Source organism: Zarconia sp. (assembly GCF_057467645.1).
In genome coordinates this window covers 1-21,165 of sequence record NZ_JBRJXU010000082.1, presented here as the reverse complement: position 1 = coordinate 21,165, position 21,165 = coordinate 1, and the positions used below count along the sequence as shown (strand labels likewise).

The window sequence follows — 21,165 nt, the reverse complement described above, 5'->3', positions numbered from 1 at the left end:
ACAATTTTTATTCACATAGAACTGAGTCAATTTTGATTTTCATCTCAATCGCAAGTATCACCGTTAAATTCTGACATCAAGTACTAAAAAACAGATAAATTATCAATTAAAAATCCAACAAAAAACATGTTTTAGAATTTATGATTACTTGCCGGTTGTCACAAATCAGCTATTTTATCGAGCTAATTCTAGTATCGATTACACTCGAACGTAAATTCTACAATCGAGCGAAAGTCGATCGGGCAAGAAAAGGATTCCTCAATCCGATACTCTCGACCCCCAACCCGAGGGATATCGTTCGCTCGACCCCTCCTCGCTCCATACCTAGATACTTCCACTTACGCATCTTTCCCTTCAACGTTGACGATCGAAAGGATAAAAAATGCGGTATCTCGAACCCAATTCGCCCTCAGTGGTAAGAGCTATCCAACATCTGCTAGCTTATGTCTAGGGACGCATCTAAAAATCGTAACAATTCGAGAGTGGGAGCAATTGCGGCACTCTCTTCGTCCAGATCTGGGGACTTCACGATCGAAGAACGATCTAGGTAAATTATTTGAGATTTCATGGGATTCGCTCAATATCAGTTCTCTCGCTTTAAATTTTCCTTTCAAACACCTCAACGGTGGCTTTCTTTCTCAAACCATTTGGCGCTCTCTATCTTGAGTAGCGGTCTATTCAGTTTCGGTCTCGGCAGTTCGGCAACTCTCGCGCAAACCGGTCCAACCTGTGAGATCGCTCCCGCTGCCGCCGCCCAAAAAGAAGCCCTGCGCCAAGCCGGCATCGTTGAGGGAAATCCCCAAGCCCGAGAACGCTATCAAGAGATGGTGGCAAAGCACGCCGCCGAAGTTCAGGAGTGCCGCCGGCAAACTTGGCCGCAAAATCAAGCACTCTGGTTGCGGGTCTATCCATGCGATGCCAAACCCGGCGTTCTGGAAGGGGTTTTAGATGAAATAACCAATAAAGGTTACAACCAAGTGTACGTTGAGGTATTCTACGACGGTCAGGTGCTCCTCCCAGCGTCCGATAACCCCACCCCTTGGAATCCCGTGGTGCGATCGTCGGGGGCAGAAGATCTCGATTTATTCAGCGATTCGATCGCCTTGGGACGGGAACGGGGACTGAAAGTTTACGCCTGGTTGTTTACCCTCAATTTCGGATACACCTACGGACAGCGATTCGATCGCGCTTCGGTTTTGGCCCGTAACGGTTACGGCGACACAACTTTAACCGTCTACGATCGCGCCTATGCAGAATACGATGGCTCGAATCCGGGCGATCGCAACCAAGCTTTCGTCGATCCCTACGACGAACAGGCCCGGCAAGACTATCGCAAACTCGTGGATGAGGTGGTCGAACGCCAACCCGATGGGGTATTGTTCGACTACGTGCGCTATCCTCGCGGAACCGGATCGCGATCGGTCGTCAGCGAAGTTCAACAGTTATGGATTTATGGGGAAGCCGCCAAACAAGCCCTATTCCAGCGCGCTTTGAACTCCAAAGGACGGGCACTCATCGAGCAATTCTTAAACCAAGGATACGTCAGTAACAGCGATGTCGATACGGTCAACCGACGCTATCCCCAAGAAGAGGCGATGTGGCAGGGACGCAACATCTCGCAACCCGTCCAAGACCAGCTTTGGTATCTCAGCGTCGCCCATGCAGTGCAAGGCGTCCTCGATTTTCTTGCCGAAGCCATCGAACCCGTCGAAGAGGATGGTCTTCCGACGGGGGCGGTCTTTTTCCCCGATGCCAATCAATCCGTGGGAGAAGGGGGATTTGACTCTCGCTTGCAGGCATGGGATCGATTCCCCGCTTCCATGCAATGGCATCCAATGATTTACGGCGTTTGCGGCGAAACAAGTTGTATCGTCAATTTGTTGGAACGGGTTCTCAACTACGCCCCCCTGGAAACTCAGATCGTACCGGCGATCGCTGGTAAATGGGGAGAACCGATTACCAATCGCCCTCCCCTAGAAGAGCAAATGCGAGATATTCAGCGCGCTGCCCCGCAAGTGAATTCCATCAGCCATTTCGCCTATTCTTGGCAAAATCCAGAATCCGATCGCGATCGGAAGTTCTGTTCGTTGGATTAAGGCGCAGATTCGATCGAGTTCGCTGAATTTGGAGATCGGGGAGGCAGGAGGGAGTGAATGGATAATTGACAATGGGTCAGTTGCGACGATCTTCCCCCTCTTGCCAAAAACTGTCCGATCCCAAACTGACGGTTTCTTATCGCTGCATTCAGTTAGTTGAACCTGAGTTTTGGTTAAGAGTTAAATTTTGAATGCTTCAACGACAGAATCAGGTTGAAGCCGATTTTTAGGTCACGGTAGCATCAAGGTTTGAGCTGATCCAAAACTGGCGTTAGTTTAGGACAGCTATACTTCCACCAGAATCCTTCTCCCCCAGCTCACCCTCGCGATGTCCTAACAAGCTTGAATATAGCCATATCGCTCCTTTCCAATTCTCCAAGTGGCATCGTACCCTTTGGGGGTAACAACCCTTGAGAGAAGGGAGTTCTGCGTATAAATATCGATCGCCTTTCCCATCAAATCTTGTCAGAATTGAGAAAGTGGCATCAAACTTCCTCGATCGAAGACGTGGGGTTCGTATGTTGGAAACATCACACACCAACCAACACCACAGGGGATGAACTATGAGTGCTACTCAAACGACCCGTTCGACAATATCCGTGTTGCGTCGCGGCAGTAGGAGCGATGGGGTCAAACACTTGCAGACTCAACTCAACTCCATTCTCAATGCCCAACTCATTATCGATGGTCAATTTGGAGCCTTGACCGAGGCCGCCCTCAAACAGTTCCAAAGCCGTTACGGTTTAGTTGTCGATGGTATTGCCGGAGTGGAAACTCAGACTCTCCTCGAAAATATTTGGTCTGCCCCCCTTTATCCATTGCCCACGCTACGCCTTGGTAGCACTGGTGAAGAAGTGCAGTACCTGCAAGCCTTGCTGCACAATTTCGGATATGCGATCGCGGTAGATGGACGCTTCGGCCGCCACACCGAGGCTGCTGTTCAACAATTCCAAAACCGCTACAGACTGCTAACCGATGGCATTGTCGGGCGCAATACCTGGAGTTTGCTGCAATTTCAATTTCACGATTAATCGACGACAAAACGCAATTAGCCGACCCACGATCGCCAACGGCTGTCGATCGCGCGATTACACCCTCAGTCATTTTCACCCAGTGAGGTATTGATTATGAAATCTCCCCAAACCCCCAATAATTCCCCAGAAAACAACACCATTGTCTCTTTTCCCTCTCACGATTTCATCGAAGATATTACCGCCATGCCCAATTCATCTGTCATCAACTCCACTCCTGCAAACGCCTCGATGGCTGAATCGACTGCGAAATCGAGCGCTACAAACTATCCCAACTACCTCCAGTGGGTGGGGGGACGCAAACAGCTTAACGGCTATATCGGTGCAATTTTACTGACGGGAATGGCAATTTTTCTCAAAGCCGATTTTCCCCACTACGCAACCGCCGTTCTCGTAAGTTTGGGCATCACCAGCTTTTCTGTCGCGACGGAAGATGCCTTCAAAAAACGCTAATCGAGACTGGCGATCGTCCGTTCGAAAAACCCAAAAAAAACCCTGGAACAAGACTAGGTTTAGGTCGTTCCAGGGCTTATTGAAATTGTCTACTGATGTCTCAACTCAAATTCAACCGTACTTTTAGTATCCGCAACCTAAAAGGGGGTTAGTCAAAGGGATGATGAAGAACCGAACCGATAACATCAAGTTCGGATAAATATCGAGCACACGTGCAACTTATCGCAGCTCACAATCCGTCATCAACCCGTGAAAGCGATGTATAGCGTTTCTCGAATGGATGAGGTCCGGAAGATCCCCCGCGCATCCACGGCAGTCGTTCTACTTGGGGAAACCCCTCTGGCGACGCTGCCTCCCCTTCATAAGGGGGACTTGAGATTTAAAATCAGTGAGGGCTGATTTGAGAACCGCTATAGAGTAACGTCAGTTCGGGTTAAGTTTTTTACAACCCTTGTAATTCCTGTTATGACGGCAACGAAAATTCTAGGGTTCGGCGATTGCCAGCTTCCCCCGCTTCCCCAGCTCAAATTCACTCAACAGTTAAAAACCGGCACCAATACCCCAAAGCCTACCCCCCATTCGGCCCCTGAATTAATCGGAGTGCTTCTTGGGCAGCTTCGCGAACGTACTTATCGCGATCGGCACAAGCATTTTCCAAATCGGGAATCGTCGCTTTCGCCTGAGTGCCCATGCGTCCGAGAGCATCGGCAGCGTTGCGGCGGACCAGCCAATCTTCGTGAGCGAGAGCCTGTTGGAGAACGGGAACGGCGGCCGCACCGATCCGTTCGAGGACGAACACCGCACTCGATCGCACTTCTTTATCTCGATCGAGCAATGCCCCTTCAAAAACCGGGACGGCGGCACTGGCTTCTGCCCCCATACTCCCCAGGGCATTGGCAGCATGGCGACGCACCGTTGCATTGCCATTTTGGAATGCCTCGACTAAATCGCCCACCGCTGGCATTCCTATTCGCCCCAAAACGATCGAGGTGAGGACGCGAACGTTATCATCTCCCATTTTCAGGGCTTCGATGAGGGCAGGAATGGCAGCGGTTCCCATGCGTTCCAGGGCAAATACCGTACCCGAGAGAACATCGCTATCTTCGAGTTTGAGTGCTTCGACGAGGAGGGGAATCGCCGCATTTCCCATGCGTTCCAGGGCAAAAGCTGCACCCGATCGCACTTCTTTATTATCCTTTTTGAATGCATTCACTAAAGCGGGCACCGCTTCCACCCCGATATGACCCAATGCCACAGAAGCATGAATGCGCACGCTTTCATCTTCATCTTCGAGGGCACAGACGAGGGTGGGAACCGCAGCTGTTGCCCGCGCCCCCAGTTGCCCTAATCGATCGGCTGCCAGTTGGCGCAGACGGGTATCGGGCAAACCCAGTTGAGAAATGAGCTCCCGAATCCGGTGTTTGAGCTTGGCTTTTCGCAGGAGAACCGGATCTAAACCCGCCCGTTCCCCCAAGCGTTCCGGCAACCACGGAGGAAGGTTGGTTTCCCCTTGGCGGGCGATGGCACAATCGCGCACGGCTAACAGAAAATCGCCGATCTCTTCTGGGGTAGCCGGGGAGTGTTTTGCCCGATCGAGAAATTCCCGCCACGCCCCTTCATCTTCCCCATTGCGCTCGACTAAATACAATCCGGCAAGATATCGGGCCACAGGCGATTGCAGAAAACAGACTTCCCCAGTCGTTGGCACGCTTGCGAGTAGGCCCACATCCCGAATCAGATACTCCAAATCGGTTTTAGCTCGTTCTGGGTTGGGTTTATCGTGCTTTGCCAGGGCGGCAAGCACCTCGCCTTCGGGAATAAAAACCGGTCGATAGTTCTGTTGCAGACATTCCCAAGCCACCACCTGGGCGCGACGATGAAGGGTTAAATCGGGCCAGTGGCGATCGCCTAATCCCCCCTGGTTGAGTCGATCGAGATAATTGAGGATTAAATCGGGGATATTTTCCGGTCCGCGATCGATACTTTGTTTTTCCCGATCGGCGATCGCGCAGTCGGTGTAGAGTTGCGCGTAGAGGGGTGTAATGGAGCGATCGCCCGCAAGGTCGCATAGATGATGGCAAATTTCAAAAAATTCCTCATCGTCAAACAGGTGATGCTTCTGAAGGGATTCGAGATACATCTCGATAAAACGAGCGAGTGGGTAACCGCGCAGGGGCAACAACTCGATGCAAGTGTTGGGATTCTCTACTCCGGCAATGGAAGGCAATGTCACCACCCGCGCCGCAGATCGCGGCAAAATGTTATCTCCCATCGTTGCCATCCCATCGCACACCACTAAAATGCGACCTCGACGCAACAAAAATTCCACCAGTTTGCGAGAAAGGGATTCTCCGATTGCGGCTTCGAGTTGTTCGGCAATGGTATCGATCGGATGGGTTGTTTCTCCATCGAACCAAATCGGTAGCATCCGATGGGAATTCAGGCGAGTGCGATCGTCGCGTTCTGTTGCCCACCGACCGATTTGCGCTGCGAGAACTGTTTTTCCCGTACCGCCTTTACCCACGATCGAGATGGTGCGGGGCGAGCGGTCAAAGAAGGGTCGCAAATCTCGCCCGGTGAATTCGATGTGAGAAGTGCCGTTGAGGGTGACGGGTCTGGGAATGTAGGAAACGGGTCGTTCGAGTCCAAATAAGCTCTCGAATCGAGTCTCGAATTCTTGCCCGATTGCTTGGAGATGAACTTCTACCCAAGCATCTAAGACTCGGGGATGGTAGGCAAAGGGTGCCGCCAGACCGATATCGCGCAACCGGCGATCGAACCCGAGCAGCCATCGGGGACGCAACCAAAAGATAGTTCCATAGCCCAAGCCGCAAAGAAGGGGAAGCCATAGCAAAGGCACATTTCCCATTCCTGCAACCGATCGGGTTTCGGAGATCGTTCGATCGAAAGTCGGTTCGATCGTCTGTTGCGATCTCCCCCGAGTCTCGCTTATTGAGAGCAACAGGAGCGATAGGATCGGACTCAATAGGGCAAGCTTAGCCGCCGAGAAAAATTTTCGATCGATGCAACCCATTCGTATTCAGCGCTGGCGATTCTCTTCCCTCAATCCTAACGCTTCGAGAGTCGGGGATATTCCTGCTTGCCAACACTTTAAATTATGCAGATTGCAATATCTGCTTATCCCCTCCACCTTTCTCCCTCGGCAAGGGAGTAGGACATCACCGAGGGAGTTGCACGACTTTGCAAACGCTGTTCTACAACGGCCACGACGTTATCCCAAGATAAGTTCTCACATCCGAGTATCTCTTTGAGGGTTTGCAGTGCGCTCTCTGCTTCGCTGGCCGGTTGGAGAGGCGTGTTAAATCGTTTATGTTTATACTGGGCTTCCCGGATACCCCAACCGGCAGCCATAGCAATCAAATCGCTCAGGGTTTGTTCGGCCCGTTCTCGTTGCCAGCACCAGCCTTCTTCGGTGGTGGCATACAAGGAGGGCAAGCGGTTGAGGGCATAGGAAATTGCTTCCGCACGATCGATCGTGCGGGCGTTTTCTTCGGGATGTTGCTGTAACTGGCGGTCGATTTCCTCGGCGGCCAGCAATTCCATCACGTTACGATATTTTGAAGTAGGCTGGGATGGTATTGGCATAATTCGCTATTTGAAAATACTGCAATGGCGAACTCGGGAAAGCCTGGGTGGGAGTCTCGAAAAAAACCCAACCTTTTCCATTCGTTCTACAGTAGAAGTACTCGAAGTGCAATCGAGCTCGCCCTGAAGGCCTAACGATCTCACCCCCAATTACTCGACTGAAGGTAGAGGGGTGCGGTAGATGAAAAATTGCTTGCGCTCTCGCAAAATGACTCGGTTGGTGATGAGAGCGAACACTCAGTTGGATCGCACCCACTCACAACATGAGGCAATTGATAAATGTTTCACCCGACTCGACTCGACTCCTAGGAATATTTATTTGCGCTTTGAAACCTTTTTTTGGTTGTTTGGAGAGTGACCTAGGATCGGAGTATTTTTTCTAAGTTTTCCTCGTGCCCCTGTGAATTTCGAGGGGACTTTCGATCGAGTGTCTATTAAGAAATCGCTAGGTTTACAAAGACTTATGCAGCCACTCAACTATTGTAACAAAAATTTACAGTAGATGGATTTATTGCGGATTATTATAACAGACTGTTTTGAAGTATTTTACGCAAGCCGATCGCCAGTTTCCGCATCAAACCAATGAATTCGATCGCTTAACAGCCTCACCACGACTTCATCTCCCTCCCAAGTACGATCTGCCGGCAGCAATGCCCGTAAGGTGATGGCGTTATCGCCAACGCCAGCAATGCGAATGCTGAGTAAGTTCTGCATTCCCAAGTTTTCCACTAAAAACACCCGTCCCGGTAAAGTCAGCTTATCTCCGGCTGTCCCCAGGTGCACGTCCTCCGGGCGAATTCCCAGCACGATGTGAGGGGGAGTCGTGATTTGGGGAGGTAAGGGAACGCGCAAAGATCCCAGTAGGGCGGAATGTCCTTTGCACCGCAGGGTCAGCAGGTTCATTTGGGGACTCCCCACAAATCCAGCGACGAATTGGTTGGCCGGATGGGTATACAGACGTCCGGGGGGGTCGAGTTGTTGCACGTTGCCTTCGTAGAGAACGGCGACTTTCGTCGAAAGGGTCATGGCTTCGACCTGATCGTGGGTAACATACACCACCGGGGCATTTTGTTGCTCGAAAAGCTGTTTGATTTCCGCGCGCACCCGCTCTCGAAGCAAAGCATCAAGGTTTGAGAGGGGTTCGTCGAGCAAAAACACATCGGGATTTCGCACCAGCGCCCGTCCGAGAGCGACTCGCTGCCGCTGTCCCCCAGAAAGCTGACCGGGTTTTTTTTGCATCAAGTCAGCATTGAGATCTAAAAATTCACTGGCGCGGGAAATGCGCTGCCGAATTTCGCTGGCGGAAGTATTGCGCAGTTTGAGGGGAGATGCCATATTCTCGTACACCGTCATGTGGGGATAGAGAGCATAGCTCTGAAAAACCATGGAAATATTGCGATCGCCCGGTCTGAGGGCGGTGACATCGCGATTTCCGATTGTAATTTGCCCTCGGGTGGGTTCTTCGAGTCCCGCAATCAACCTCAGAGTTGTGGATTTTCCACACCCGGAAGGTCCGAGCAGAGTCAGAAACTCGCCATCATCGACGCTCAAACTTACATTTTTGACGGGAATTGTTTTCCGATCGTAGGTTTTGTTAATATTTTTTAATTCTAGTTTGGCCATAATTTAATTTTGGGACGATCGGCGAACTGGTACTCGCTAGATTAGATTTTTTACTATCTTTGTTATCCTAATTGGGTGAGAGCAATCGTGCAAGCTAATTTTACAAGTTTTATATTTTAAAATTCCGATAATTTCTGGAGATTTTGTTTTGCAAACAAGGTTCTGTTGAAACCAGTAAAATATTTAAAATATTAAAACTCGGATCGTATCGAACACGACGGTGCCGAAATAATGGTTGTTTAAAATCCAAACCAGGTTAAGCTAAAAATATTAATTTTGCTAAACAAAAAGAATAAAATAGTTTTCAAATAGCCAGTTTTTTGTAATGCAAAAATTGTGTTACCAATTATTTTTAATCTATTCTTTTTGCGATCTAATCAATTAAATATGCACTTCAATACGATGTAACGATTCAGGTACTGGAGTCGATCGATTGTCGATCTTATGAATAAGTTGCTTTTTTGAAACTAGTACTCCACCAAGGCAAAAATGACTGGTAAAGACTGACGCACCAGGCACGGAGAAACGGGAATGCGGAGAATATTAACACTAGGCAAAGTTGGCTTGGCAGAATACTAGTGCAGCGCGGCAGAAATAAGTACCCAGTTCTCAACCGCCCAAAGCTATGCATAGTATGCATTTTTCATTGTGGATTTTTAATTCTGTGTAGCAGCACTAGCCTACATTATTCATGAGAACCTGCTCCAAATAGCCGGAAGCCTTCAGTCTCAGTTGATTAACGAGTTTTGTCCCAATTACAGTTTGTAATCGAGCGAAAATTCTCGAATTCGACGACTATTCAGGGTTTCAGGCATTTACGATCGGCGTTGTGAAGAATCCAGCCTAGGCAGGGTCATTTAGAGGTTATTTAGTATCCTGAGATACATTTTTGATTTTAAATTCCTAAAACACACAAAACAAATAATAATGCAAACCAAAGATACAAATGCTTACAATAAGATCGACAAGATAAAAATCATTAAGAGATAGAAAAATAACGTAAAGTATCTATTATTTATAGCAATTCTCACCTCTTATGAGGTACACCCAAATTCTATTTCCCATTCCCCATTGCCCATTCCCCGTTCCCTCTTCCCTAAAACCCGAAACTCTGTACCTCATGAGTATGAGAACCGCTATATATAAGAATTTTTTTGTTGATGCTCTACAGCATTTATCCCATGAATGAGTGACAGACGCTTCCTCGCGCATTCTCCTTAAAAAGGGGGACTTGAAATTAAAGCTCAGTCCTCACTGATTTGAGAACCGCTATATTTTTTATACAATCAAGATCTTCAATCGATAAATATACCCAATGTACGGATCTCAAATATGATGTAAGAGTATAGACTTCCGTATATTCAATTATTTTTGATCTCTATATCGGTATAAATGCGTAGTACCTATTTAGCTAAAAAGAAATCGATAAAACGTCAAGAAAAGCGACAGCGATCGTAAATTTATTTTGTTTTAACAGCATCTTTATCAGAACTGATATCTCAGTGACCGTTAGTCGTTTTATCTGACGGAAGAAGCGATTATAATTAACAATAGATTGTATAGCCAAGATGAAATAATCGGCTGTGACTATCGAATGTTGTGGTCTATTAGGCGATCGAATTCGATGGAGAGCGATCGTACAATAAAAACCCCAAGTACGTTTCGTTCGATGTCGATTTTCTTTGAAGGACACCAAAAATCCATGAAGTATCTACCCCTGATCGGAGCACTCGGGACGACGGTTTTGGTCGTTGGCATCGGAATCTCTAACGAGAAAAGCGCAACCGCCATCACCTTTGAAACACCGGAGAATCCAGCTCCCCAACGTTCTCGCGGCGGGGCTTCTCGCGGTGAGAGTAACATTCGAGTTCGGATGGCAACCCCACCATCCGTATTTGCATTGTTGCCCCAGAGCGATCGAGGCACAACCCAATTGGCTCGCCCGACGATCTTACTCTATCTCTCCCAAAGCATTGGGGAAGAAGCGGCATTTCGTCTCTACGATGAAGAAGACAATCTTCATTACCAAATGAGGGTTCCCCTATCGGGACACGAGAGAATTGTCGCGATTCAATTACCCGAAGATGCTCCGGAGCTGGAGGTCGATCAAGCCTACCAATGGTTGTTCGAGATTCAAGACAGCAGCAATGGCTCCCAGGCAAGCGGGTCTAGCGTCCGAGGATGGATTCAGCGCGTCGAATCCGAAAACGCCAACGGTAGAGAAGATTGGTACGATATCGTGGCAGCACTAGCCCGCTCGCTCGCAGCCCAACCGGAGGATACTCACCTCAACCGTCTCTGGGAAGAGCTGCTCGGTTCTATTGGTTTAGAAGACCTAGCGACGGCTCCGATCGTGGAAGTCCGCTAAAAGCGATCGCCAACTTCTACAGCACGGGACAAGTAGTCGTTTCGGGAGATTGAGTTGCTACCTCAATTTCCTCATAACGGGCGGCGATGAGGATGGTTTCGATCAGGTCTCGGGCTTGCTCGTTCGCCATATCTAGCAAACCTTTTTGACAGGCTTGCGCTTGTATTTGTTGCAGGGCTTTTCGCTGGGCAAGATCCTGTAGATTAGTGGATACGTTCGGTCCCAACCAATCCTTACGATGGTCCAAAATACCAGAGCGTTCGATATCCAGACTGGTATGAATCAAATAGGGTGGAGGCAGCACAACTTGAATTGCCCCCCGATCGCGATCGACTTCCACCACTTGGAGTTGGCTCATGTCGATCCCCGCACTGACTTGACCGATTCCCTGGTAAACCACCTTCGTTTCCCCCAAAGTCCAATCACCCAAGGTGCGTTCTTGGTTGGCCACCACTACTGTTTCCAGAGCAACTTGCGCCGTTTGCAGTTCGGTGGAGCCTTCCAAGCGCTCGACCAATAAAGATTTAACGTCTGTTGTCGACGGCTGTACTTGAGGTAAAAAGGCAGCCGGGAACCGAGCGAACCAGCCAGAAATGCCCAAGACCGCAGCTGCAACCACCGCTGATGTAAGTATCAGAGGATGAAACAGAATTTTAACGGGAGCCTTAGCAAGTTTGAGCGCGTTCATTATCCACCTCCTGGGGTGAGTCGATCGACTTGGGAACTGTTCGATGGGTTGAAAATACAATCGATTGCCGAGTCAATCTCGTCGGTCTGCTCCATGGGAGCAGTCCACCTAACTAACTTACCAGCAATTATACGAAGGATATGAGTTTTATGAATGGGAGATTCTACGACCGATCGACTTAACTGTGGGTTAGTACTGGGTTGACGTTCCTCAATAGAAATCGTTCCAAATCCAAATTCGAGGCAGCCATGGCCAGGGCATCCAGGTCAGTGGGATCGGCCAGATGGGGCAGACATCCCAAGATAGGTAAACCCGACAGCCGCTCGATCGACTCCACAGGCGCTAAATCGTCAATTTCTTCTGAGGAACGAGGTTGCGCGCAGTTGAGAACGATACCCACCACAGAAACGTTGGCCTGTCGTGCCAGTGCCGCATTGGCAACGGCTTGGGCGATCGCCCCTAATTTGACCGGAACCACCAAGACAGTAGGCAGTCGCCAGTCGCGAGCCAGATCCGCCACGGTTAATTCATCCGTCACCGGCGAACCCAAACCGCCGAGGGCTTCCACAAACAGCCAGTCGCGTTCTTGGCTTAGGGTCTGAAACTGCCGCCACGCTTGCCCGAGATCGATATCCCTCCCTTCCCGGCGCGCCGCCACGGGGGGAGCCAGGGGAGCTTGAAAGTAAAGGGGAGTTATCTCTTCAGGGGTTTGTCCGCTCTCGAAAAGCCGAGCGTAAAGTTCGCGATCGCCGGTTCCCGATTGGATGGGTTTGAGGATACCGAATCGTCGATCGACGCAGTGACGCTGCCAGTAGGCCAGCAAAGCTGAGGTTAATACGGTTTTCCCGACTTCAGTATCGGTTCCGGTAATTAAAAGCGCGTTGGAGTTCAAAGACATGACACGTTATCGGGGAATAGCAATGGACGATGGAATGGTAACTCGATCGCTCCGATCATTCTGGATTTTCTTCAGTTTCATCGGTGTCGCCAGTTTCGCCAGTTTCTGGATCGGGAGCGGGATCCGGCGTTGGATCGGGAGCGGGATCCGGCGTTGGATCGGGAACTGGATCCGGCGTTGGATCGGGAACTGGATCTGGCGTTGGATCGGGAACTGGATCTGGCGTTGGATCGGGAACTGGATCCGGCGTTGGATCGGGAGTGGGTTCTGGGGTCGGTTCCGGGGTCGGTTCCGGGGTCGGTTCGGGTTCGGGTTCTGGGGTTTCTAGCAGGATTTCCAAATCGTAATTGCTTTGGGCGAGTCCCTGAATCGGTTTGAGTTCGAGGGTATAAGTGCCTCCTGACTCCAGGGAACCGTCCCAGACTGCCACTCGTTCCGAACGGCCGGGCATCGGTTCGCCATTGGGACCGCGCACCGTCATCAACACCCCCTCGCCCCGCAATAGGGCGTTTAACTGTTGTCCGGGTTCGCCCCTGAAAGTATAGTTAATCGTCTCGTTGGATTTTAGGGTTCCTTGAGGTCTCGACGAGCCGGAAAAGAGATTGAGACGCTGTTGGTAAACCACAGGTTGCGCGGGAGTGGGTTCGGGAGTGGGTTCGGGGGTGGGTTCGGGGGTTGGCTCTGGTGTCGGTTCGGGGGTGGGTTCTGGAGTTGGCTCTGGTGTCGGTTCGGGTGTCGGTTCTGGGGAGATCGTCTCGGTGGGAGTGGGAGAAACCGCGGTGTCCGGCGGACTGAGCACCCCTCGAAGCAGGGTCCAGGCACTCAACCCCGCTAAAACTGCTAAGGTTGCCCCAGCGGCGATCGTGGCGATGGGATTATCCCACATGGAGCTGGTTGTGGTGGGGGTGGGAATGACTGGGTCTACTCGATCGGGCGTTCGATTGCTGGTGGTGGACGGTTGGGGTCGGCCCACTGCCACCGTTGCCATTTGGGATGCCGGGTCGGGTTGAGGGTCGGTGGATGGGGGCGCGGGGGATGGCGGTGCGGCCTCAAAGCCATCGAGGGCTGCAAGAACTTCTCGGGCAGACTGGTAGCGATCGCCCGGACGAGCGCTTAACATTCGATCGACCACCCGAGCAAATTCCGGATTGACCGATGTCCACTGCTGCCAGTTCCAGACAAGTTGTTGGTCGTCGAGGAGTTGTTGGGGTTCCCGTCCGGCGAGCAAAACCGCGACGGTGGCACCGAGGGCGTACAAGTCGCTGCTGGGGTAGGCGCGTCCCGTTTGGATTTGTTCGGTGGGCGCATAGCCGAATTTCCCAACCGTCGTTCCCTGGCTGTGCCGCTGCTGTGCCGTTTGCTCCTGAGAGGCGGTTTCTGGGGATTGAATCTGAGTGGCTAAATCTTTGACCACCCCAAAGTCAATTAAAACGGGCAGGCGATCGGCACTGCGTAAAATAATGTTGTCGGGCGAGATATCTCGGTGAATCACCCCTTGGGCGTGGACGTACTCCAGCACCGGCAACAGTTGCCGCATCAGCTCAACGGCTTCCCCTTCTGAGAAGTTCCGACCTTGCGCTTGATATTCTCGCTGCAGGGCGCGGTAAGTTTGCCCCTCAACGTAGTCTTGTACGAGAAAAAATCGCCGATCTTCTTCAAAGTTGGCTCGGAACTGGGGGATTTGCGGGTGGGTGAGCTGGTATAGGATCGCCGCTTCCCGTTGAAAGAGTTCCTGAGATTTGGCAATGGCATACTCGCTGGTACTTGCAGGAATGAGTTCCTTCAAAGCACAGCGTTCGTTAAAGCGTCCTCGATCTTCAGCGAGATAAGTTCGACCGAATCCTCCCTGACCCAAAACCTGAATCAGGCGATATCGATTTTGTAAGACGGTTCCGTTGGCAATTGGTGGTTGCATAGGGGTCGGTGGTGGGTAGATTTCGATCGCGCGTCGGGCAACTTCAACACACCCGATCGATGTTTTATTCTACTCGTTCCTCGGGTGTTCGCAGAACTCCATACCGAAACTCGCGCCACCCCCCAACAGACATCGGGGTTAACAGCTGTTAACCCCGCGTTTCCCATAACCACCGGTCTGGCAGTCGATTCAATTCAGGGGTGTCAACACGATCTCACCCCCATGCCATTAGGCAACCACCGTAAATTGACCGGCATCGAGTGCAGGCGTACCCGTTAGCGTGGCGATCTCTTCGGGGGCGGTTGCTCCGGTTCCATCTACGTCAAAACTGAGAACCCCCAGATCGTAGAGGAAGGTTCCCACCGCAGCTGTGGCAGCCGCACCGTTGACGAAGGTGATTGCATTTCCAGCGACTAAACCACCACCAAAACCTGATGCGGAAATGAGGAAGGAATCGACAGCTTCAAAATCGGTAATGGTATCGCCCCCTTCATTCGGGGCATTGTAAACGAAGGCATCAGCCCCCGTACCTCCAGTTAGCACGTCAGCGCCACCACCACCTGTAATTTCATCATCCCCGGCTCCCCCAGCCAGGTTATTGTCTGCATCATCGCCGACAATGACATCGGCAAATTGCGAACCGATGACTCCATCCACATTAGTCGCATCAACTTCATTCGTGACAATTTCACCGCGCAGCGCGTCGTACCACTCATCGGCAATTTTTTCATAACCGTCGATGGTTGGGTGGAGACCGCTATCGTCTGGAGGAATTGAGATGTCGTCTTGGGTTAATTGGGCGTTGATATCGACCAGGGTAAACTTATCTCCGTGGGAAGCGACGATCGTTGTTTTTATCCCATCATTGAAATTTGCGGTTCGACCTTGCTCGAAATCAACGAGCTTTTGCTCTCGAGTTAGACCGGGCGGATCGTTTTCATCCAGCTCTGGTATGTTGAAGAGTCTGTCGTGGTTCTCTCGTTCGTCGTGAATGGGAGGAATGGTAGAAACAAATAAGTCGCCATCAAAATTGGTAGAGTTATCAATGCGATCGATGAGTTGACCCAATTGAGTTAACGCCGCATTGGCATCTGTATCGTTGGCCCCAGTCATATTATTCGTGCCAATCATCAGTAACACGACATCGGGCTGCACGGCTAAGAAGTTCTCATCAGTATTCTCATCGATCCGATTAGTAATCCAAAAAATCTTCTCGCCGGGATGACCTTCGTGGTCTCGATCGGGAAGCGCGTCCGAACCCGCAGTTTGAGAACCGACAAAATCCGGTCGAAACCCGAGAGTCTGAAGGTCGTTCCACAAAAACCCCCGATATCCTTCCCGTAGCTCTTCGGCAAGATTGTCATCGATTTTGCCTTGAGTAATCGAATCCCCCAAGGGCATAATTTTCGGGGTGATGCCATATTTTGTTTCGTAGGCTTTATCTTGGTCTAGGCGAACGATAACCCCCTGCGTCGCCTCACTGAAATCTTGCTCCAGCATCGGCGCAGCCAATACGTTCACCTCAAAGCTACCGAGTTGTGTCTCAGCCGCAGCATTATTACTCGTGTCGCTGACTTGGTTGTTTTCGAGGAAGACGGTATACGTCCCGGTATCGGCTGGAACCCAACTACCGCCAGGAGCATCAAAAGTGTAGGTGACGGTGCGAGGCGTGCCGTTGGTATTGTTATTAACGTTGAAGGCCGTTGGGGTTAGATTTCCTGCCGGTGACGCAATACGGATATCGCTGACATCTAAGCTGGCAACATCGATACCAATGTCGTCGGTATAGGTAACGGTAACGGTAGATTGAGTTGTTGCGCCCTCCATAAACGGTATGTCTGTGAGAGTCGTCGCAGCTGTCGGTGCAGTGGTATCGGGAGTTGTTGGGTCTGTGGGTGTGCCCGGATCTTGCGGATCGCTGGTGCCGGGGTTCTCTGTGGGCGGATTGATGGGATCGGAACCGTTGCCGCTATTGTTGGGGGTATCGGTTTGCCCGCCGGAAGACTGACCCCCCGAGCCGGTATTGTTGGGTGTCTCGTTCGCTGTGCCGCCTGTCGTATTGCCTGTCGTATTACCTGTCGTATCGTCAGTTTGACCCCCTGTCCCATTGCTAGAGGGGGCAGCGTTCGGGCCATCGATAAAATGGCTTTGGGTGAGTTGCTCGGGGGCAATATCGCGGACGATCGCCACGGTGATACCGGTCGAGCGCTCTTGAATTAGGGTGCTACCGGCGCTATTGCCCGTCCCCGCCACGATTTCGAGGCTCGCGAAGCCCAGATTTCCCCGCAGAGCGATCGAATCTTCTCCCACTTGGAAGTCTTCGATGGTATCCGTAACGATCGGTGCGTTGGGGTTGTCGGAACCGATAAAGAAGCGATCGCGTCCCCCACCACCATTCAGGGTATCGACCCCCAAATCGCCGTAGAGCCAGTCATTTCCATCATCTCCTGAGATGCGATCGTTCCCCTGTCCGCCGTGGATCGTATCGTTTCCACCATCCCCGGAGAGAGTGTCGTTATCTTGGTTCCCGAAGATGCGATCGTTACCTTCGCCGCCAAAAACGACATCTTCTCCTTGCCCGCCGAGAATAATATCGTTGCCTAGATCGCCGTGTAACTCGTCATTTCCCAGATCGCCCATGACGAGATCGTCATCTTGTCCACCCCGGACAGTATCCTCTCCTTTACCGCCTCGAAGAACGTCATTTCCTTGATTTCCATTAAGCTCATCGTTTCCTCCGTTACCGTTGGCATAGTCGTCGCCAGCAAGTCCGAGAACGGTGTCGTCCCCAGAGAGTGCTAATAAATTATCGACTTCGAGAGTTCCGATAAGCGAGTCGTTTCCGAGGGTTCCAATCATCATGGTGTTTTAGCCTTAGTACAAATATCTCAGAAGAGGTAACAGTTGAGTTGCAGAACGTTTTGAATCTAAGCTAAGCGCTCGATAAGTTAGTTAATAACCTGTGCGATTTAGCTTTTCGCGATCTCGAGATTTAATGCTTATTTTTTTTGTTTTTTCTTCCCATATTTTGAGTATTTCTTAGAGTTAGAAAAAATGGGGAAGCTATAGATTCGGAATTGAGGTAAAATCTAGGTTTAGAGATAATTAGGTTATTCTCAAATTGATTCAAATCACAATTATTCAATTCTCTTCTTCTCAAATCAAAGCACTTTAATCAATGCTTGAGAAAATGACTGTGAGTTGCCAAACTAAGATTCATGAGAATTAGAATTGATTCGATTTATTTTGACTCGATCGAACGGTTTGCAAAATCAGTAAACAATACATTAAATCTGAAGGATAACTTGCGCTTCAGATTTAAACCCACACACAAATCCTAGAGATGCTTTGCAACTAGATGCACTTTCGATCGCTTGAACGAACACCCAATTTCCTCAGTCTTTCAATTCACATTCTGAAAGACTCCGAGCTTCGTTTGCGATCTTGGATCGTATTATAGGGGTCTTACCCCAAAAGAGGTTTGTACCTTCCCCTCAACTTTACGGATTCTTTGAAAGAGCAATTGGATTTACGAAAAAATAGTGAAGTCGTCCCGATTTGGCTCGAGAGCGGCAGTAGCCTGAGGATGCGAGTGGTCAGCTTCGAGGAAAACAGGAGTCAGACCGCGTTCGGAGCAGTCGTGAGAATTCAGCGTGATTTCTGAATCTTGTCTCACATTGGTGAAAGGTTAAGGCTGTATTCACTTTGTCAACAGCCGTGGAAACGTATAACTGAAAAGGAATCTAGCTATTCGAGCCTCTCGACTTGACATCGGACCCAATTGCTTAACCTTTCACCAATGCTTGTCTCGAATTGACTCCTCATGCTCCCCCGATCGCTTGACGGTGAATTCAACAGAGATCCGGCGAACCTCACGAAATAGCCAGAGCTGCCGAAGATCGCAACACAAGTCGTCTATACACCCGAAGCCACTGGGGTTCCATTGGCGTGCAGCAGCGCTCGTTTGGGTCCGTGAATGGGATCTTCGACAATGATGGTTTGATCGCGACTGGCTCCTAAGGACACTAAAGCGATGGGTACATCCATCAGTTCGGCGAGGAATTTCAGATAATCTAAGGCTTGGCTGGGCAAATCTTCTAAAGTACGACAATCTGCCGTGGACTGTTGCCAGCCGGGAAGGGTTTCGTAGATGGGTTGGCAGCGCGCAAATTGGCGAGAACTGCTGGGAAAATCTAGAGTGCGCGTTCCATCCACATCGTAAGCGACGCAGACTTTGATTTCCTCTAAGGAATCGAGAACGTCGAGTTTGGTAATCGCCAAACAGTCGAGACCATTGATGCGGACGGCATAGCGACCGATGACCGCATCGAACCAACCGCAACGGCGGCGGCGACCGGTGGTGGTGCCGAATTCCGCGCCGATATCGCACAAGACTTGTCCGATGCCGTCCACCATTTCTGTGGGGAACGGACCTTCTCCGACGCGGGTGGTGTAGGCTTTGGCAACGCCGATAACGCGATCGACGATCGTCGGTCCGACGCCAGCACCAACGCAAGCGCCGCCAGCAATGGGATTGGAGGAGGTGACGTAGGGATAGGTTCCGTGGTCGAGGTCGAGGAGGGTGCCTTGCGCGCCTTCGAAGAGAATGTTGCGACGCTGCCGGACCGCTTCTTCAATTTTTAGGGAAGAATCGACGACGTAAGGTCGCAGGCGATCGGCATAGGTGAGGTATTCCTCAAACACCGCCTGGGGATCGAGGGGGGGAAGATTGTAGAGTTTTTCAAGGACTTCGTTTTTGTAGGGAATCGTCCACTGAAGCAGTTCGAGGAATCCGTCGGGTTCCATCAAATCCAACACTCGAACTCCGGTGCGTTCGGATTTATCGGCGTAGGTCGGACCGATGCCGCGCTTGGTGGTGCCGATTTTGTGGTTTCCCCGTCGCTCTTCGGACGCCCGATCGATGGCTTTATGGTACGGCATCGTTACGTGGGCCGTCTGGGAAATCATCAAGTTTTCCGTGGAGACCCCCAGTTCTTCAATGCGATCGAGTTCTTCGATGAGCACTTGCGGGTCGATGACCGTTCCCGAACCGATAATACATTGAGTATCGGGGTATAAAATGCCCGAGGGAATCAGATGGAGTTTGAACGTTCGGTCTTTAACCACAACCGTGTGACCGGCGTTCACGCCCCCTTGGTAACGTACGACGACATCTGCCGACTTGCTTAACAAATCGGTAATCTTTCCTTTTCCTTCATCGCCCCACTGGGCACCGATAACGACGACGTTAGCCAAGAGTCTTTCACGGGTTAGGTTGACAACAAACCCAGATTATCCTCAGCGGCGGGGACGGATGTCAACATAGAAACGGCGATCGAACCTAGGTTTTGAGCCGGTAAAAACCGCTTCGTGTAATTGGTTGTAGAATTTATTAAGAATTGTATATTTATTGTTTTGAATTGAGGCAAAGCCGTGTCCTTGTACGCTGAGTTACACCGCCATCTGGGTGGTTCGATCGTTCCTCGGATTCTTTGGCGATACTTTCACCGCAGCGACGCTCGCGAACTGGCAGAGCGGTTCCCCGAATATCCGGCTTTCGAGAAATTCTACACACAACCGCGCAATACCCTCGATGAATATTTAGAATTACATACCCTGGTTGAAAATACGCAAACCCTCGAGACGCTGCCCTATTTCATTTACCGCTTAATCCGAGGTGCTTACGTCTTTGAAAATCTGGCGTATTTGGAATTGCGCTACACGCCCTATTTGAGAACGCCTGAAGACCTCAGCCAAACCGAACGAATTGACGCCATGGCTGATATTGTGGATGTGGTGGGTCGGGCGAGTCAGATGCCGGAGTATCCGATCGTCACCAGCCAAATTTTGTGCATGCACTCGCGCCTCCCCGATGACGTAAATCGGGCGATTGTGGATTTGGCGGCGGCAAAACCCGAGTACGTCTGCGCGATTGATGTGGCTGGGGGAGATGCCCATTACGCCGATCGACTCGATAAATTCATTGCTTTGTACGAGTATGCCCGAGAGCGGGGTATCAACACCACCGGACATTTATACGAAACCCCAGAGGGTTGCTACCCCGAATTATTGCCCTATCTGATGCGCGTCGGACATGGTATCCAAATTCCCCTCAAATATCCCGAATTGCTATCTGAGGTGGCACGGCAAGGACAATGTTTGGAAGTGTGTCCGACGACCTATTTCAAAACCGGAACTCTCGACGATATCGAGCAGTTAAAACTGGTGTTCGATCGCTGTTTCGATGCCGGGGTCGATATTGCTATTTGCACCGATAATGCCGGATTGCATAACGTCCGCTTGCCTTTTGAATATGAGAATTTGCTCACTCAAGATATTATCGATTTCCGACAGCTTCAAGCCTGTCAGGAATCGGCATTTCGTCATGCCTTTGCCTGGCCTCACGAACGACCCCCAGCCGAAATGCTGACGGGATTGTTGGAGTTGAATGGGGTGTAGGGTGTGGGGTGTGGGGTGTGGGGTGTAG

The 21,165-nt window shown here is 50.7% G+C and carries 13 protein-coding genes; 5 read left to right on the top strand and 8 right to left on the bottom strand.

Annotated features, from left to right (window positions below; translation table 11 throughout):
• The first annotated feature begins 566 nt into the window (after positions 1–566).
• From AC2215_RS12475 to AC2215_RS12465, 3 genes are all read left to right on the top strand, one after another.
• Positions 567–2,096, top strand: a complete 1,530-nt coding sequence (locus AC2215_RS12475) for a family 10 glycosylhydrolase (protein ID WP_486810331.1) — start codon at positions 567–569, stop codon at positions 2,094–2,096.
• Between the two features lie 563 nt (positions 2,097–2,659).
• Complete coding sequence (locus AC2215_RS12470) at positions 2,660–3,127, top strand: peptidoglycan-binding domain-containing protein (protein WP_486810330.1); 468 nt, start codon at positions 2,660–2,662, stop codon at positions 3,125–3,127.
• Positions 3,128–3,223: 96 nt separating this feature from the next.
• The gene (locus tag AC2215_RS12465) at positions 3,224–3,580 is read left to right on the top strand and encodes a hypothetical protein (RefSeq protein ID WP_486810329.1); all 357 of its coding nucleotides are present in this window, start codon (positions 3,224–3,226) and stop codon (positions 3,578–3,580) included.
• A gap of 568 nt (positions 3,581–4,148) precedes the next feature.
• Here AC2215_RS12465 and AC2215_RS12460 read toward each other — a convergent pair.
• The 3 genes from AC2215_RS12460 to AC2215_RS12450 form a co-directional block, all read right to left on the bottom strand.
• The gene (locus AC2215_RS12460) at positions 4,149–6,614 is read right to left on the bottom strand and encodes a HEAT repeat domain-containing protein (RefSeq protein WP_486810328.1); all 2,466 of its coding nucleotides are present in this window, start codon (positions 6,612–6,614) and stop codon (positions 4,149–4,151) included.
• A 104-nt stretch (positions 6,615–6,718) separates the two neighbouring features.
• Complete coding sequence (locus tag AC2215_RS12455) at positions 6,719–7,186, bottom strand: late competence development ComFB family protein (RefSeq protein WP_486810327.1); 468 nt, start codon at positions 7,184–7,186, stop codon at positions 6,719–6,721.
• Between the two features lie 546 nt (positions 7,187–7,732).
• Complete coding sequence (locus AC2215_RS12450; protein ID WP_486810326.1) at positions 7,733–8,809, bottom strand: ABC transporter ATP-binding protein; 1,077 nt, start codon at positions 8,807–8,809, stop codon at positions 7,733–7,735.
• Between the two features lie 1,702 nt (positions 8,810–10,511).
• Between AC2215_RS12450 and AC2215_RS12445 the strand changes: the two genes are divergently transcribed.
• Positions 10,512–11,177, top strand: coding sequence for a DUF928 domain-containing protein (locus tag AC2215_RS12445; RefSeq protein WP_486810325.1), 666 nt, complete (start codon positions 10,512–10,514; stop codon positions 11,175–11,177).
• Positions 11,178–11,193: 16 nt separating this feature from the next.
• Here AC2215_RS12445 and AC2215_RS12440 read toward each other — a convergent pair whose 3' ends face one another.
• From AC2215_RS12440 to AC2215_RS12420, 5 genes are all read right to left on the bottom strand, one after another.
• Positions 11,194–11,865: a DUF4230 domain-containing protein gene (locus AC2215_RS12440; protein ID WP_486810324.1), complete on the bottom strand. Its 672-nt coding sequence runs from the start codon at positions 11,863–11,865 to the stop codon at positions 11,194–11,196.
• A gap of 178 nt (positions 11,866–12,043) precedes the next feature.
• Positions 12,044–12,763, bottom strand: coding sequence for a dethiobiotin synthase (bioD, locus tag AC2215_RS12435; RefSeq protein WP_486810323.1), 720 nt, complete (start codon positions 12,761–12,763; stop codon positions 12,044–12,046).
• 55 nt (positions 12,764–12,818) lie between these two features.
• Positions 12,819–14,678 (bottom strand): protein kinase domain-containing protein, encoded by a 1,860-nt coding sequence (locus AC2215_RS12430; RefSeq protein WP_486810322.1) that lies wholly within the window; start codon positions 14,676–14,678, stop codon positions 12,819–12,821.
• Between the two features lie 228 nt (positions 14,679–14,906).
• Positions 14,907–17,540: a GDSL-type esterase/lipase family protein gene (locus AC2215_RS12425; protein ID WP_486810321.1), complete on the bottom strand. Its 2,634-nt coding sequence runs from the start codon at positions 17,538–17,540 to the stop codon at positions 14,907–14,909.
• Between the two features lie 1,053 nt (positions 17,541–18,593).
• Complete coding sequence (locus AC2215_RS12420) at positions 18,594–19,934, bottom strand: adenylosuccinate synthase (RefSeq protein WP_486810320.1); 1,341 nt, start codon at positions 19,932–19,934, stop codon at positions 18,594–18,596.
• Positions 19,935–20,111: 177 nt separating this feature from the next.
• On the opposite strand from AC2215_RS12420, the gene AC2215_RS12415 reads away from it, so the two are divergent.
• Positions 20,112–21,137 (top strand): adenosine deaminase, encoded by a 1,026-nt coding sequence (locus tag AC2215_RS12415; RefSeq protein ID WP_486810319.1) that lies wholly within the window; start codon positions 20,112–20,114, stop codon positions 21,135–21,137.
• Positions 21,138–21,165: the final 28 nt, after the last annotated feature.

Bases quoted from the DNA above. Each gene is read 5' to 3' on its own strand.
- AC2215_RS12445 (WP_486810325.1), top strand. From the start codon at position 10,512: ATGAAGTATCTACCCCTGATCGGAGCACTCGGGACGACGGTTTTGGTC.
- bioD (WP_486810323.1), bottom strand. From the start codon at position 12,763: ATGTCTTTGAACTCCAACGCGCTTTTAATTACCGGAACCGATACTGAA.
- AC2215_RS12465 (WP_486810329.1), top strand. From the start codon at position 3,224: ATGAAATCTCCCCAAACCCCCAATAATTCCCCAGAAAACAACACCATT.
- AC2215_RS12440 (WP_486810324.1), bottom strand. From the start codon at position 11,865: ATGAACGCGCTCAAACTTGCTAAGGCTCCCGTTAAAATTCTGTTTCAT.
- AC2215_RS12450 (WP_486810326.1), bottom strand. From the start codon at position 8,809: ATGGCCAAACTAGAATTAAAAAATATTAACAAAACCTACGATCGGAAA.
- AC2215_RS12430 (WP_486810322.1), bottom strand. From the start codon at position 14,678: ATGCAACCACCAATTGCCAACGGAACCGTCTTACAAAATCGATATCGC.
- AC2215_RS12425 (WP_486810321.1), bottom strand. From the start codon at position 17,540: ATGATGATTGGAACCCTCGGAAACGACTCGCTTATCGGAACTCTCGAA.
- AC2215_RS12475 (WP_486810331.1), top strand. From the start codon at position 567: ATGGGATTCGCTCAATATCAGTTCTCTCGCTTTAAATTTTCCTTTCAA.
- AC2215_RS12460 (WP_486810328.1), bottom strand. From the start codon at position 6,614: ATGGGTTGCATCGATCGAAAATTTTTCTCGGCGGCTAAGCTTGCCCTA.
- AC2215_RS12470 (WP_486810330.1), top strand. From the start codon at position 2,660: ATGAGTGCTACTCAAACGACCCGTTCGACAATATCCGTGTTGCGTCGC.
- AC2215_RS12455 (WP_486810327.1), bottom strand. From the start codon at position 7,186: ATGCCAATACCATCCCAGCCTACTTCAAAATATCGTAACGTGATGGAA.